The sequence below is a fragment of the Polyangium mundeleinium genome, from assembly GCF_028369105.1.
Classification (GTDB): Bacteria; Myxococcota_A; Polyangia; order Polyangiales; family Polyangiaceae; genus Polyangium; species Polyangium mundeleinium.
On the sequence record NZ_JAQNDO010000001.1, the window covers coordinates 13,131,684 to 13,148,617 of the forward strand.

The following is a 16,934-nucleotide window of genomic DNA, read 5'->3' on the forward strand; positions in this document are numbered from 1 at the left end:
CCTGACTTGCGATACGCGGAGATTTTCTCAGCGCTTATCGGGGGCAGAAGCGAATTGTTTGTTAAATTGTAAGAACAGGAATAGACGGGGCTTTTTGCCCCGTGGTATCTATTGGTAGATCCATAGAACGAGTGCGCGCGTCCCGTCGCGAGCATGCAGCTGGATGGAGTTGCATATGCTCGCGCCCGGGGACACCGCGCGTGCTCCGGGTAACGTGTTCGTCGCATTCGATGTGACGAAGCGGGCCGTGGTGTACTCGTAGGCGCCTTGCCCGTTGGTTTGTGCCTCGGGCTGGCATGGCTTTGGTCGTCCTGTGAGAGGCGACGTCACTTGATCAAGGAGCGCGGTGATCATGAATGAACAGCTCGAATTCGAGAACGCCACGGTGACCATCTACCGGCTCGAGGGCCGGATCGTCGATGCTGCGACCGGGTACGGCGTCAGCGATGTGTACGTCGAGCTGTGGGATCAAGAAGGCCTCTGCAAGGACCTCGTAGCCATCGCGAAGACCGACGCGCTCGGGGACTTCACCATCGCTCTGAACGACGCGTATCTCGACTCGCTCTTCCTCGATCGCAGGCCGGACCTCAAGTTCCGTCTCTTCAAGAGCGGTCAGTTCGCGCCTCCCACCGTGACATGGCAGCCCTCCGCTGGTACGCAGCGCATCCGCATCCCCGTCGACCTCAGCGCGACGCGCACCAATGAACAGCCATGCAAACGAGTCGTGCGAGGGCGGCTCACCAATGCGCAAGGCCATGCACGCGCTGGGTACACGATTCGCATATATCACAAGACGGTGTCCGACGATACACGCCTGGATGGCTTCAATAATGCACCGTATGCAACTACGGATGATGAGGGACGTTATCGTATCACGTATGGCAGCGAGGAGCTTGGGCGCATCGGCAAGATGGGCGCTGATCTCATCGATCTCATCGTCCGCGCGCCTAATGCACCCGCCACGTCAAGGAAGATTTGCCGTGCTCCTGCGACTGCGATCGTGGACCTCGTCGAAGGAGACGCGACCTTCCGAGGTCAGGAAGAAGTCGAGCGAGTCAAGACGGCTGTCATTGCCGCGGTAGGGGCAAATAACATCCATTTGCTGAATAGCACCCAGATCGCAGAGATCGCCTGCTCCACGGGTGAGAGTCGTGACCTCATCGAGCTCCTTGTGAAGGCGGCCCAGCTCGCGCCAGCCATGGGCCTCATGCCCCCTTCCACACCCCCTCATCACATGGACACGACACTCATCTACGCCCTGCTTCGGCAAGGCATGCCCCAGACCCGCCAAGGGCTCCTCTCGCAACGCCTCTCTATACTTCGGCAGGCCATCGAGCAGGCCATCGATGCAAACATCATGTCCGTCGAGTCACCCGCCGACGTGAACACCATGATGCAGATCTTCGCCGACAAGATGGTCGAGTTCGTGTCCGATGCCCGGCCCGGCGGCAATTCTCTTTCCGAGGTATTCCTGGCATACCAGCGTGGAGTACAAAGTGCTCCTCCCGGTCGCGTTTCCGTTATCGAATCAAAACGACTCTCATTTCTGCGCGCGGCCATCCAGCACGAAGGAACCGTGGAGCAATTCTGGTCGGCGCTCGCCAATGCGCCGACAAACATCACGGATCCGGATACGATCGCGGATCTCAAGCTCGTCGTGCAGCTAGGCACCCTGACTCGCTACCATGCAGACCTCGTCGCCGAGCTTGCGAAGCGTTTCAGCACGGGGACCCTGATCAACACCCGAGATCTTGCTCAATATGACGCGAGCGACTGGAAGGAAATTCTTGAGAATCAGGAGGGTACGCCGATCGGTTGCCCTGCGGACACGCCCGGGGCGAATGAGGAACAACGCTGGGACAATTACGCCAAGATCCTCGAGAGCACGGTGGAGACGGCTTTCCCGACGGCGGTCATCGCGGATCGGGTGACCGACGAGGTGCCGGGGGCCGGTATCCGCGTATTCTTCGAGAACAACCCGAATTTCGAGTTCGGCGCGGTGCGCGTGTCGAGGTATCTCGCGCAAACGAACGACAGGATGACGGGCGTGAGCAATGTCCCCGCGGTGACCGAGCAACTGAAGAAAATCGAGCGGCTCTTCCGCATCACGCCCAGCTACCGTGAGATCAAGCTGCTCCTCGACGCCGGTCTCCACTCGGCGCAGAGCATCTACCGCATGGGCAAGCGTCGGTTCGTCGCCAAGTTTGGCCCCAGCCTGAGAACGGAGCGAGCCGAGGTGATCTTCGGCAGGGCTCAGTGGATCGCGTCCGCCGCCACCGCGCTCTTCGCCAAGTTCGGGAGCAGCTTCAATGGCCTGCAGCTCTTCTCCCTTCCGGACCTGGTCTCGCCCGCGAAGACCCCGCACGCTCTCATCGCGGATTGGGCCTCGCTCTTCGGCTCCCCGGACGGTTGCGCGTGCGAGCATTGCCGCTCCGTGTACGGCCCTGCCGCCTATCTCGTCGATCTGCTCGAGTATCTGGATCGGCAAGACTCCAATCTCCCCCCCGAGGGGCCGAAGTTCTCGGCGAGAGACGTTCTCATCGGCGATCTGAGCGGGCAGTCCGAGGGTCCCAAGGGGCGAAGGCCGGACATCGCGCGGCTGCTGCTCTCGTGCAAGAACACGAACACGACCCTGCCCTACATCGATCTCGTCAACGAGATCCTGGAGGTCGTCATCGCCAACGAGGTGGAGGAGCCCGATCTCCTCTGGCCGGCGAACATCACGAGCGAAGGGACGTCGCAGGAGCTCCTGGCCGAGCCCGAGATCATCCACCCGAGTGCCCGCCTCGCGGCGTATGCCGAGCTCGCGGACGCCATTCATCCCTTCGAGCTGCCATTCCACCTATGGGGCGAAGAGGCGCGCGTTTACCTCGAACATCTCGGCGTGCAGCGGCACGAACTGCTCGAAACCTTCCTCGCGCCGGCCGACCAGATCGCGCGCGAGCGGCTGCGCATGTCGAAGCGGGAGTGGGGGATCGTGACTGCGCAGTCATCGCCAACGCCGCCGACCACGGCGGCCTGCTGGGGCATGACGGGGTCGGACTGGATCACCCGCCAAGATGATGGTCTCAAGTACGTCCGCGTATTCTTGCGGAAGGCCGGCATCTCGTTTGAGGAGTTGCGAGAACTGCTCGCCACGAAATACGTGAATCAGATCGCCCCCCCAGCGGTGAAGTTGAACCCCGAGGCGGGTTGCGATATCGATGCGAAATTGCTGGACGGGCTCGATGAAGAGGTGCTCGGCAGGATCCATCGCTTCCTGCGGCTACGCAAGCGGCTCGGCTTCAGCATCACCGAGCTCGACTGGACGGTCTCCGCGTTCGGCGCGACGGACATCGACGCGGAGCTCGTGCGCCGCGTGGCCGATCTCGTCGCATTGCGGAAGGAGCTCGACCTGCCGCTGCCCGTGTTGCTTTCGTTCTGGGGCGACATCGGGACGTATTCCACCGAGTGGGGCACGTCGCTCTACGAGACGACGTTCCTCACCAAGTCGGCGCTGGCCCAATCCGCCGAACTCGCGAACGTGCCGGGAGGGACAGCGACGGGCACCGTGGTCGATCATGCGGCTGGGATCTGTGTCGCCCTGGGCATCAACGTGCTCGAGCTCGGGCTGCTCGCCATTCCCGAGGTCGCCCAGCAGCAGATGGGCATCACGAGCCCGCTCGCCCTGAACGCGCCTCTTTCGCTGGCCAACCTCTCCCGGCTCCACCGTATCGTCGCGCTGGCCAGAGGGTTGCAGATCAGCATTGAGGAGTTCCTGGTCCTTCTCGAGCTCTCGGGGCTCGAAGCGCTCACGGTCGTGGTCGACCCACCGCAGCCACCGCAGCCGCCCGCCGTGCCGGCCACGACGCGGGCGTTCGTCGAGCTCGTGAGGAAGGTGCAGCGCTCGAAGCTCACGATCGCGGAATTGCATTACCTGGTACGGCACGCCGCGCCACCCGGGACGCAGGCGGGCCTCTCCGATGAGGCGCTCGACGGGCTCGCGGGCGAGCTCGGAGCGCTCGCCACCGAGGTCTCGAACGAGACGATGCTCGAGAGCGATCCCGAGAATGCGCACCTTCGCGCGCGCCTCGTGGAGGTGCTCGACGGCGTCGCGCCCGCCGAAGCGCCCGCCGTCGCCGAGCAGATCATCCAGGTGCTCGACACGCCATCGACCGCGTCGCTGGAGGCTCGCACTGCCGAGCGTGCGTTCATGCAGCTCCATCTCAAGCAGGTCTTCGGGGACGGGGACGAGATGGCGCTCACGCTGAACAACCTGGTCGGTCCGGTTGGCCCGGCGGGCATTCAGGATGGTCCCGGGATCGGTAACAAGGCAGATCGGTTCGCTCACGTGCTCGCGAGCGTGTTGAACCATTTGCGCCGGACGCGGACCGAGACCCAGGTCAAGCATGCGCTCGCCTCCGAAATGAACTTCGAGCTCGAGACGATCGACCACCTGCTGACGCAGACGCTGGACTCGTTCGCGTCGAGCGGAGCACGAGCGCTCTTCGATTTCATGCCCGGAATGCACGCGTCGGTCGAGTACACGCCGCCCACGCCTGCGACGAACGATGATCGAAAGAATGCGATCCGCCGGTTGCACAAGGCTGCGTTGGTCGTGACGCGGCTCGGGCTCGACACTTCAGAGCTCGTGTGGCTCTATCCGACGGATGAACCGTCGATCTGGCTGGGTCTGAATAGGCTTCACCTCGTCGAGGGGAACGACGAGGCCGCGGATTGGCGGGCACGTTTCGGCGACCTGATGCGGCTCGTCGACCTCGTATCCTTCCTCGACACGCTGCCGCAGGGGCACGTGGACCTGCGCCCTCTTTTCGAAGCAGCTTCCAATGCTTCGGCCCCGGAGGATCTCGATTCCTTCTGCCAGATGCTCGCCGAGCGAACCGGCTGGGCGCCCGATCAGGTCCAGCATCTCGCCGCGACCGCCTTCGGGTTCAAGGTCTACCCCGTCGCGGAATCGGACTTCCTCGACGAGAAGGCCATACTCTGCCTGCACCGCGCACTTCAGGTCCTTGCGCAGCTGGGAGTCTCCTCTCAGCAGGCGGTTCTCTGGGCCACCGTGGACGCCCCGCTCCCGCCCGCTGCCCAGAACGCCGCTGACATCGTGCTCGACATCAAGCGCATGGCGCGGGCCAAGTACGACGACGCCGGCTGGATCGAGGTCGCGCGCTCGCTGCGGGACACGCTGCGGACGAAGCAGCGCGACGCGCTGGTCGGGTATCTCGTCGCGAAGCGGAACCTTTCGGGGCCGAACGAGCTCTTCGACGAGCTGCTCATCGACGTCGAAATGAGCCCGTGCCAGCTCACCTCCCGCATCAAGCAGGCCATCAGCTCCGTCCAGACGTTCGTGCAGCGGGCGCTCCTCGGGCTCGAGGAATGCGTGCCGGAGCTCGGCGAAGAGGCCGCGCGTGAATGGGATTGGATGAAGAGCTACAGGATCTGGGAGGCGAACCGGAAGGTATTCCTCTACCCGGAGAACTGGATCGAGCCCGAGCTGCGGGACGACAAGACGCCATTCTTCGAGACGCTGGAGAGCCGGCTGCTGCAAGGCGAGGTCACCGCGGAGTCGGCCGAGGCGGCGTACCGGGAGTATCTCGGGAGCCTGCACGAGGTCAGCCGGCTCGAGGTGGCGGCGATATGCCATGAGCGCGAGGACGGCGACGACTCCGTCGACATCGTTCACGTCATTGCCCGGACACACGCGATGCCGCGAAAGTACTACTACCGGAGGCGGATCGATTCGAGCTACTGGACGCCCTGGGAGAAGGTCGAGCTCGACATCCAGGGAGACCACCTCGTGACCACCGTCTGGAATCGGCGCCTCCACCTCTTCTGGCCCATGTTCGAGCCGTACACGACGGAAACCAACAAGAAGCGGCAGCGAATCAATCTCGCATGGTCCCAGTACCAGAGCACGGGGTTTGGCCCGGTCGCGATGACGAAGAGCAGCCCCATCGTCATCGGCGAGAGCTCCGACCTCGGCTGGATGTCGTTCGTCGCGGCGCACGAAAACGGCACGCTGCGGATCGATTGCATGGTCAGCGTGTACGCTATGATCCCTCAGCTACCCCAGTTGCCAGGGATGCCGGTGCCTCCGCCGTATCCGCCGTTCGTGGCGTACCAGAAATTCGGTCACTTCCTGCTCGACCCGTGCGTCGGCGATATGACCGCCGTCCAGGTGAACGAGTCGCCTTACCTCAATGGTTGGGCTCCGAAGTACTCCTTACCGGCATACATGCGGTTGATGGAAGTGGGTGAGAGACCGGGGAACGACGATTCCTTCGTCATCCCGGCGCCCAAATCGTTCCTGTCTTCGCCCTGGGGCTTGTCCACCATGGGTTTGCTCCAGAAAACGCCGGGACGCTTCTCCGTGCTCATGGATCGGGCCCACGACAGCGTTGTCGTCGACGACGATGCGCGCGACGCGCTCGTGTACTCCGACAGCACGCGCACGTTCTTCATGGACGCGCGCTACCGGGCGACGATCACGTGGAAGGACATCGCCCAGGCCTTCCCGAACGTTCCGGCGCCCGTGGGGCAGCAGGCTTCTGGCTGGCTCGACCCGATCGTCCTCGAATGGGCCAATGAGCCCAAGCTCGACATGGGGGCCAATGCCACCGTCCAGGGCTACTACCGCTTCCACACGTTCTATCACCCCTACGTGTGCGAGTTCGTTCGGCGCCTGGAGCGCGGCGGGATCGATGGGCTGCTCCGCTCGGACACGTCGAGCTCGACGCCCCTCCAGCAGACGTGGAACGAGTATTTCGACGATGCCTACGGGCCGACGCTTCTCGTTGGCAAACCGTTCCCCATCGAAGACGTCGACTTCTCCTTCGGCGGCGCCTATTCTCAATACAACTGGGAGCTCTTCTTCCACGCGCCGTTCCTCGTCGCCACGCGCCTCTCCACGAACGGCCGGTTCGAAGACGCGGATCGCTGGTTCCGCTACATCTTCGATCCGACGGGCGGGGCGCCGGGGAATGGGGCGGAGCGATTCTGGAACGTCCGCCCCTTCCGCGAGAACATCGATCTCGCCTCGATTCAGGCGCAGCTCGAGCAGCTCGCAGAGGAGAACCCGAACGCCAAGCTCCTCGCGGAGCTCTTCGGCGTGTCTCCCGATTCGAGCGCCACGCAGGACATGACCGCGCAGATCGACCGCTGGAGAGAGAATCCCTTCAATCCGCACCTCATCGCGCGCATGCGGCCGCTCGCCTACCAGAAATCGGTCGTGATGAAGTACGTCGAGAACCTCCTTTCGTGGGGCGACAGCCTCTTCCGGCGCGACACGATGGAGTCGATCAACGAGGCCACGCAGCTCTACATCCTCGCGTCGCGGATCCTCGGCGACCGGCCACGCCTCGTGAAGACCGAGGGCGTACCGCCCAAGTCCTACGCCGAGCTCGAACCCAACGTCGATGCGTTCTCGAATGCGCTGGTCGAAATCGAAACGATCATCCAAGCGCCGCCTGAGCCGAACCCTCGACGCCCGCGCCGCGAGCCGACGCCGGTGCTCCGGACGCTCTACTTCTGCGTGCCGCCGAACGATGAAATGCTGGCGCTCTGGGATACCGTCGAGGATCGCCTGTTCAAGATCCGGCATTGCATGAACATCGAGGGCACGGTACGGCAGCTCGCGCTCTTCGAGCCCCCGATTGATCCGGGGCTCCTCGTGAGGGCCGCTGCGGACGGGCTGGATTTCGGCGAGCTGCTCTCCGAGGTCAATGCCCCGATCCCCGTCTATCGTTTCTCGGTGCTCCAGCCCAAGGCCGTCGAGTTCGCGGGCAGCGTGATCTCCCTGGGCGCGTCGCTCCTCGCGGCGATCGAGAAGCGCGACGGGGAGGCACTCTCGCTGCTGCGACAGACGCAAGAGATCGAGCTGCTCGAGAGCGTGCGCGAGGTGCGCAAGCGTCAGGTCGACGAGGCCCAGGAATCACTCGAGGCGCTGCGTCGCTCCCGGGCGGTCATCGAGGAGCGGCGACAGTTCTATGAGAGGATCGACTACACCATCGCGAAGGAAAAAGAGCAACGAGCCCTGACGATCGACGCCGCAATCGCAACCGGCCATTCTCAGTGGTGGCACCTCATTGCCTCCATCCTTAGGCCGATTCCCCAGTTTGCGGTGGGCTCGGGGTGGCAGGTCGAAATTGGTGGCGTGCAAGCAGCCGGGGTCGCCGAAGCGATCGGGCAGAACTACGCCATGACCGCTTCCGAGCGGAGCACGGATGCGTCGTTGGCCGCCATCGGGGCTGGCCAGGAGCGCCGCTGGGAAGACTGGAAGCTGCAAGAGCGGTTGGCCGAGAGAGAGCTCGAGCAGATCGACCGCCAGATCCTCGCCGCGGAAGTTCGGCTGGACATCGCCAAAAAGGAGTTCGCCAATCACGAGCTGTCCGTGAAGAACGCCAAGGAGGTCGAGGATTACCTGAAGACCAAGTACACGAACAAGGAGCTCTACAACTGGATGGCCTTGCAGGTCGAGGGCGTGTACTTCCAGGCCTACAAACTCGCGTACGAGCTCGCGAAGCGGGCCGAGAGGGCGTTCCAGTTCGAACTCGCCCAGCCGAGCGCGAGTTATATCACATTCGGCTACTGGGACAGCGCGAAGAAGGGACTACTCGCGGGTGAGAGGCTCCAGCTCGCGCTCCGGCGCATGGAGGCCGCGTACCTGGAGCAGAACAAGCGGGAGTACGAGATCACGAAGCATGTCTCGCTCGCCGAGATCGCTCCTCTCGCGCTCATGAAGCTGCGGGAGAAAGCGTCTTGCGAGGTCGAGCTTCCCGAGGCGCTCTTCGATCAGGACTGGCCGGGTCATTATGTACGCCGGATCAAGTCGGTGAGCGTCACGGTCCCGGTCGTGAATGGGCCGTACGCCAGCGTCAACTGCAAGCTCACGTTGCTGAAGAGCAGCGTGCGGATGAAGACCACCGGAGCCTACGCGCGTAACGACCAGCCCGGACAGCCGGATCCTCGCTTCCTCGACCATTATGGGGCCGTCCAGTCGATCGTCACGAGCAGCGGCCAGAGCGATGCAGGGCTCTTCGAACTCGTCTTCCGTGACGAACGGTATCTGCCCTTCGAAGGCGTAGGCGCATACAGCACGTGGAAAATCGAGCTCGACGGGAAGACCAACCGGTTCGACCCGACGGCCGTGCACGATGTGGTCCTGCACGTACGTTACACGGCGCGAGACGGCGGGGATGCGCTCAAGAATAGCGCGCTCAGCGCGCTGGGCGCTCCGCCCGATCCGCTACCGGGGGCGGTCACAAGCGGCTTCCGCCTCTTCAGCGCGAAGACGGATTTCCCCGACGCGTGGCACGTTTTCACGACGAGTGGAGAGCACGTCCTCTCGTTGCCGCTCACCACGCGCCTCTTCCAGCCCCTGCTCGGGGTGCACAAGCTCAAGATCACCAAGGTGCACCTCTTTGCCAAGCGAGTGGGTGGCAGCACCGACCAGCTCCCGGTCGAGCTACGAGCGCCGGGGGTCGAGTTCGAGAGCGAATTCGCGACGACCCATTCGCTGGCGATTTCCGTGAACGAATACGGCGACCTCCTGTTCTACCGAAATATACCGTCAGATGTGCTGACCCACGAGGAAAACGACGCTCCGGTCGCTCCCTGGAAGCTGAGGGTCGCAACGTCGGATAACACGAAGCTCGAGGACCTCTGGCTCGTCTGCGAGTACCAGAAGCAATAGGCTCGAAGAGACGCTGAAACAGGAGAGAGGGCACGTTATGGAGCAGAAAGGTTTTGCACCGAAGCCCAAGACGACCGCGCCCGAGGCGGTCAAGGCCCCGAGCCCGTCGCTTCCGAAGGGAGGCGGCGCGGTTCGTGGGCTCGGCGAGAAGTTCGCCGCAAGCCTGGTGAGCGGCACGGGATCCCTGACGGTCCCGATCGCGGTGTCGCCAGGCCGCGGCGGGTTCGGGCCCGACCTCGCCGTCGCGTACGATTCCGGCGGTGGCAATGGGCTCTTCGGTGTGGGCTTTCGGCTCTCCGTGCCCTCGATCTCACGGAAGACCGAGCGTGGTTTGCCCGAGTACGAGGACTTCCGCGAGTCCGATGTGTTCATCATGTCGGGCGCGGAAGACCTCGTGCCGAAGCTCGATGAGGATGAGGAAGGCAACTGGGGGCGCGACGAGGTCCCGGTCGGCGCGAGTGGCGAGAAGATCGAGCGGTACCGTCCCCGTGTGGAGGGGCTTTTTGCGCGCATCGAGCGCGTCAAGGAGGCGAACGGGAACGTTTACTGGCGTCTCACGACCAAGGACAACGTCACAAGCATCTATGGCCAGAGCGAAGGGACACGGATCGTGAGCCCTGCGGCCTCGACCAAGGTCTTTTCCTGGCTGCTCGAGCGCACCGAGGACGCGCTCGGGAACGTCATCGTCTACGATTACAAGGCTGAAGACTTCGCGAATGTGCCGAATGCCGTCTACGAGAGGCAGCGGCTTTCGGGCGACGCGCCGGTCGTCAACCGCTACCTGAAGCGGATCCGGTATGGGAATACGGTGCCCTTCCAGGCGCAGGGCTTCCTGTTCGAGGTCGTCTTCGATTACGGCGAGCACGGCGCAGCAGCACCGACGCCGGCGGAGGAGAACACCTGGCCCTGCCGGCAGGATCCGTTCTCGAGCTACCGCTCGACGTTCGAGATCCGCACGTACCGCCTCTGCCGGCGCGTGCTGATGTTTCACCACTTCCCCGAGCTCGGCGAGGAGCCCGTGCTCGTGCGCTCCACCGACTTCACGTATGCCGAAGGGCCGGCGCTCACCCGGCTCGTTTCGGTCACGCAGTCGGGGTACATCAAGACGGGGAGCGGCTACTCGAAGAAGTCCCTGCCGCCGCTCGATCTCGGGTATTCGTTGCCCGAGCTCCAGACCGCCGTCAAACTGCTCGATCCACGAAGCCTCGAAGATCTACCTGGCGGTGTGGACGGACAAACCGCACGATGGGTCGACCTCGATGGCGAGGGCATTCCCGGCGTGCTCTGCGAGCAACAGGGGGCATTTTACTACAAGCAAAACCTCGGTGATGGGCACCTCGCCCCGGCACGGCGGCTCTTGAGCCAGCCGGCCCTGGCGTCGGGCGGCGGGGCGCAGCTCCTCGACGTCGGGAGCGAGGGGCGACAGTGCCTCGTGGAGCTCACGCCGGAAGGTACGTCGGGCTATCACGAGCGCACGCCCGAGGGCGGCTGGGGGCCCTTCGTGCCGTTTCCTTCACAGCCGAACGTCAACTGGAATGACCCGCGGGTCCGTTTCATCGACCTTTCCGGCGATGGACTCGACGACATTCTGGTCACGACCGATCACGTGCAGCTCTGGTACCCGTCGCTCGGCAAGGGCGGGTGGGGCCCGCCGCGGGTTCTGCCGAAAACTTACGACGAGGACAAGAGCCCGACGCTCGTGTTCGCAGACATGACGCAAGCGATCTTCGTGGCGGACATGAGCGGGGACGGTTTGCCCGATATCGTGCGCGTCCGCAATGGCAGCATCTGCTACTGGCCAAACCTGGGACGCGGGCGGTTCGGCGCCAAGGTGCAGATGAGCAAGGCGCCGCTGTTCGATGATTCGCACAAGTTCGATCCACGCCGCATCCGCCTCGGCGATATCGACGGGACCGGCACCACGGACATCGTGTACGTGGCGGGTGAAGGGGCGATCATCGTGTTCAACCAGGCGGGCAACGCTTGGAGTCAGCCGGTGCGAATGCCGGGGTTCCCGACGGCAGATTCCATGTCCACTGTGGGCGTGGTCGATCTGCTCGGATCCGGGACGGCGTGTCTCGTGTGGTCGTCGCCGTGGCGGGGCGTGGCAAAACCGCCGATGCGGTATATCGATCTTCTGGGCAGCAAAAAGCCGTACCTGCTCACGTCGGTCAAGAACAACCTCGGGGCCGAGACGAAGCTCGAGTATGCGCCCTCGACGAAGTTTTACCTGGAGGACCTGAAGGCTGGAAAGCCGTGGGTGACGCGGCTGTCGTTCCCCGTGCACGTGCTCACGCGTGTGGAGACGTTCGACGCAATCAGCAAGGCGCGGTTCGTCAGTACGTACAAGTATCATCACGGGTATTACGACGGCGCGGAGCGAGAGTTCCGGGGGTTTGGCCTCGTCGAGCAATACGACGCGGAGTCGTTCTCGGCCGAGCGTGGGAAGGGGCTCTTCGCGGAGGCTCCGCCGACGGAGGAGGAATTCCACCTGCCGCCGGTGCTCACAAAGACGTGGTTTCATACGGGCGCGTTCTTCGACAGGAGCCGGATCGCGAAGCAGTTCGAGAAGGAATATCACGCGGGTGACGAGCATAGACCGGAACTGCCCGACGCCGAGTTGGAGGCGGGGTTGTCGCCGAGGGATTTCCGCGAGGCGTGCCGGGCGCTCAAGGGGCAAATCCTCCGCACGGAGGTCTATGCGTTCGATGGTTCGGAGGCGGAATCGCACCCGTATGTCGTGACGGATGTTTGCCCTGCCATCGTGCGGGTGCAGCCTTCGACGGCGAAGGCGTATGCGTCGTTCTTCGCGTATGCGCGTGAGTCCGTCGAGATTCATTACGAGCGTGACCCGGACGAGCCGCGCGTGGTGCATACGCTGGCGCTCGAGGTCGATTCGTTTGGCCACGTAAAGCGCTCGGTAAGCATCGCGTACGCGCGGCGGAACATTCCGGAAAACACGCCCGGACAGGGGCTCTTGGCCACCCTGACCGAGAGCGACGTGGTCAACGAGGATGGGGAGACGAGTTGGTACCGCCTCGGAGTGCCCAAGGAGACGCGAACGTACGAGCTCACGGGGCTCTCCCCGACACAGAGCACATTGTTTTTGTTCGACGAGGTGCTTGGCGATGTGAACGTCGCCGACGCGATCCCCTACGAGGCGATGCCCAACGGCACCGCAATGCAAAAGCGCCTGGTCGAGCGGGTGCGGCAGGTTTATTACGACAGCACGACGCTGTCCGGGTCCTCCCCCGCAGCCCTGCCTCTCGGCACGCTCGACGCGCTCGCGCTGCCGTACGAGACGTATGCGCTAGTCTTCACCCCCGGGCTCTTGACCACGGCTTATGGCTCGCGCGTGACCTCGACCATGCTCACCCAGGGCGGGTACATCGAGGAAAACGGCGAATACTGGGTGCGAACCGGCCGCCAGGTGTTCGATCCGGACAAGTTCTACTTGCCGGTCGAGATCCTAGATCCGCTCGGCAATCCTACGACCATCACGTACGACGTCCACGACTTGCTCATGACGTCCGCCGAGGATCCGCTCGGTAATACTGTCACCGCGACAAACGACTACCGCGTCCTCGGGCCCACGCTCGTCACCGACCCGAACGGCAATCGCAGCGCCGTGAAGATCGACGAACTCGGGATGGTCGTGGCGACGGCCGTGATGGGCAAGGTCGGCTCGAATGACGGGGACACGCTGGAGGATCCAACCACGACGTTCGCGTACGACCTCGATGCATGGCGCACGACGGGTAAACCCAACGTCGTGCACGCGGCCGCGCGCGAGCGGCACGGGGATGCGCTGACGCCGTGGCAGCACAGCTACACGTACCTCGACGGGCTCGGGCGTGAGATCCTGAAGAAGGTGCAGGCCGAGCCCGGTCCGGCGCCGGTGCGCGACGAGAACGGGGGGCTTGTCAGGGACGAGAACGGCGCGGTAGTGTTGGCCACCGCCTCGCCGCGATGGGTGGGCACGGGGCGCGTGGTCATTGACAACAAGGGCAATCCCGTCAAGCAGTACGAGCCGTTCTTCACGGCCACCCACGAATACGAGGACGAACAGGAGCTCGTCGAGTGGGGCGTGACGCCCATCCTGCGTTACGACCCACTCGGCCGGCTCATCCGAACGGACCTGCCGAACGGGACGCATTCGCGGGTTGAGTTCACGCCCTGGCAGCAGGCGAGCTGGGACGGGAACGATACGGTGCTCGAAACGGGCAACCCCTGGTATGCCGCGAGGCAGCCAAGCGCGACGCCGACGCCTTCGACGCAGGAGCAGCGGGCGGCGGAGCTGACCAAGAAGCATGAGGGTACGCCGGCTCTGGTGCATTTCGACGTGCTGGGCAGGCCAGTGCGCGGGGTCGAGAATAACGGGGCCGCGGGGTCGTACACGACCATTGCGGAGCTCGATATCGAGGGGAATCCGCGGAAGATCGTGGATGCCCGTGAGAATGCGGCGATGGAGTATGTCTTCGACATGCTCGGGCGGACGCTGTACCAGAAGAGCTGCGATTCTGGAGAGCGGTGGACGCTGGCGAATGTGCTCGGAAACCCGATTCGGGGCTGGGATGGCCGGGGGCATGTGGTGCGCTCGGTGTACGATGTGCTGAATCGGCGGACGGGGCTGTGGGTGCAGAAGGGGTCGGATCCGGAGGTGCTCGCCGAGGTGACGGTGTATGGCGAGGGGCAGACGGATCCGGAGGACGCGAATCTGCGCGGGAAGGTGTATCAGGTGAAGGATGGGGCCGGGGTGGTCACCTCGGTCGAGTACGACTTCAAGGGGAATTTGCTGGAGAGCCAGCGGCAGCTCGCGCAGAATTACTCGACGCAGCTCGATTGGTCGGGTTCCGTGGCGCTCGAGACGGAGGTGTTCACGCAGACGACGGCGTACGATGCGCTGAATCGGCCGACGAGTCTGACCACGCCGGATCAGAGCGAGATCAAGCCCGTGTACAACGAGGCGAGTCTGCTCGAGAAGGTGGAGGCGCGGATTCGGGGCGCGAGTAGCTGGACGACGTTCGTCGATGATATCGATTACGATGCGAAGGGGCAGCGGGAGAAGATCGTTTACGGAAATGGGGTTGTTACGGAGTATGGCTACGACCCGCTGACCTACCGGATGACGCGGCTCAAGACGACGCGGACCTCGGATAGTGAGCTGCTGCAGGACCTGCGATACACGTACGATCCGGTAGGCAACATCGTCGAGATTGCCGACCTGGCGCAGGAGGAGCTCTACCACAATAGCGAGCTGGTCGAGCCGGTCTGGAAGTACGAGTACGATGCGATCTACCGGCTGGTCGAGGCGACGGGGCGGGAGCATTCGGGGCAGAATGCGGATATCCAGCAGGATGCAAATGGGTTTCCGCTGGTGAATGCGGCGAACCCGAATGATCCGCAGGCGATGCGGAACTATGCGGAGAGCTTCGAGTACGATGCGGTCGGCAACATCGTGCAGATGATCCACGCTGCGCAGGGCAGCACGGGAAGCTGGACGCGGCGGTACGACATCGCGACGACGAGCAATCGGCTGCTCGGGACGAGCTTGCCGGGGGATGCGCTGGGGCAGTATTCAGCGACGTATACGCACGACGCGCACGGGAGCATGACGTCGATGTCGCATCTGGATGGCATCGAGTGGGATTTCAAGGATCAGAAGCGCGAGGTCGACAAGGGCGGCGGGGGGACGGTTTACTTCACGTACGATGCCGGCGGGCAGCGGGTGAGGAAGGTCTGGGAGCATAGCGGGATCGTCGAGGAGAGGGTTTACCTCGGGGCGTTCGAGGTTTACCGGAGGCACGAGATCGGGAATGTCGTGCTGGAGCGGGAGACGCTCCATGTGATGGATGATGCGCGGCGGATCGCGATGGTGGAGACTAAGACGGTCGACGCGTCGGATCCGAACCTCGTGGTGACGTCACGGGTGCGGTATCAGCTTGGGAATCACCTCGGCTCGGCGGCGCTGGAGCTGGATGACGAGGGGGCCGTCATCAGCTATGAGGAGTACCACCCCTATGGGACGAGCGCTTACCGCGCCGTGGACGATACCGTCGAGGTGAGCGCGAAGCGGTACAGGTACACAGGCAAGGAGCGGGACGAGGAGACGGGACTGTATTACCACGGGGCGAGGTACTACGCGCCGTGGCTCGGGAGATGGACGAGCGCAGACCCGGCGGGCCTTGTCGATGGCGTCGATCTGTATGCTTATTCTCGGAACAATCCAATGACTCGCGTCGACCTAGACGGGCAAACGTCCGTCCTGATCGCCGGTCACAAGACGGACGCGCCCCGCACCCGCGACCAACGCACCGCCAATGAAAATGCGGCCATCAACAAGACAAAAGGCAACAATGACTTGCCGACGACCGTGCAAGGAGTTCGAGCTGCGCGGAAACGGGAGGACCAAAACTTTTCAAACAGGGCGGACAATCTGAAGAAACGAATGGCCAAAGAGGAAAACAAGGATAAGTTCAAAGCCCCTATTTTTGTACGAAATGCAGAGACTGGCAAAGATTTTCTCGAGGCTCTCGTCGAAGCGTCGAAGGCAGGACCGATTAAGAACCTCGTCATCTGGGGACACTCCGGGCCTGAGGGGCTATACATGCGCGAGGATCGCGGATTCTTTCGCAACGCGGGCCAATATGCCGCTGACCGTGCAAAGATGGCAGAACAGGATGGCGTCGACAGTTCGCGCGATTTTGATCAACTCAAGGCACTGATGAAGAGCGGTAAAATAAAATTCGCCGAGGGAGCCGTCGTGATCTTTGCCGGATGCAAAGCCGCCGGCCATAGCGAGTTCGACAAAACATCGATCGCGGCGCGGTTTACCCGGGAGACTGGGATCACCACGATAGCGTCCGTTGGGGGCTCTGACCAGAGTCTCGTCAACGATTACAACCGCGAAGGGTCCATCATAAGATGGTATAGTATCGAGAAGACCGGCGACGACGTCACGCCTACGGAAAAGGAGAAAGTGATCAAGCCGATTGATTTACTAGCGCCGGACGATCCTGCGTCGAATAGCGTGCTGCCCCTCGAGGCGCCAACTACGCCGCCTGCGCCTCCCACACCACCGCCCACGCAGCAGCCCGTCCAGACTCCTGCTCCGCAACCGGCGCTGCCCGCTCCCCAAGGGACCACAGATTCAGTGTGGCAGATCATCCTACGGTCAATGCCAATGATGATGTCGTTCCCCATGTGATTTCGTGCGTGTTCAGGGGACGTCACTGCGGCACAGGCT

At 63.3% G+C, this 16,934-nt stretch carries 2 protein-coding genes; both read left to right on the forward strand.

Going from position 1 to position 16,934, the window contains the following annotated elements; translation table 11 throughout:
- Positions 1 to 352: 352 nt before the first annotated feature.
- The gene (locus POL67_RS52050; protein ID WP_271930524.1) at positions 353 to 9,688 is read left to right on the forward strand and encodes a Tc toxin subunit A-related protein; all 9,336 of its coding nucleotides are present in this window, start codon (positions 353 to 355) and stop codon (positions 9,686 to 9,688) included.
- A 37-nt stretch (positions 9,689 to 9,725) separates the two neighbouring features.
- The gene (locus tag POL67_RS52055) at positions 9,726 to 16,895 is read left to right on the forward strand and encodes a SpvB/TcaC N-terminal domain-containing protein (protein WP_271930526.1); all 7,170 of its coding nucleotides are present in this window, start codon (positions 9,726 to 9,728) and stop codon (positions 16,893 to 16,895) included.
- The last annotated feature ends 39 nt before the right edge of the window (positions 16,896 to 16,934 follow it).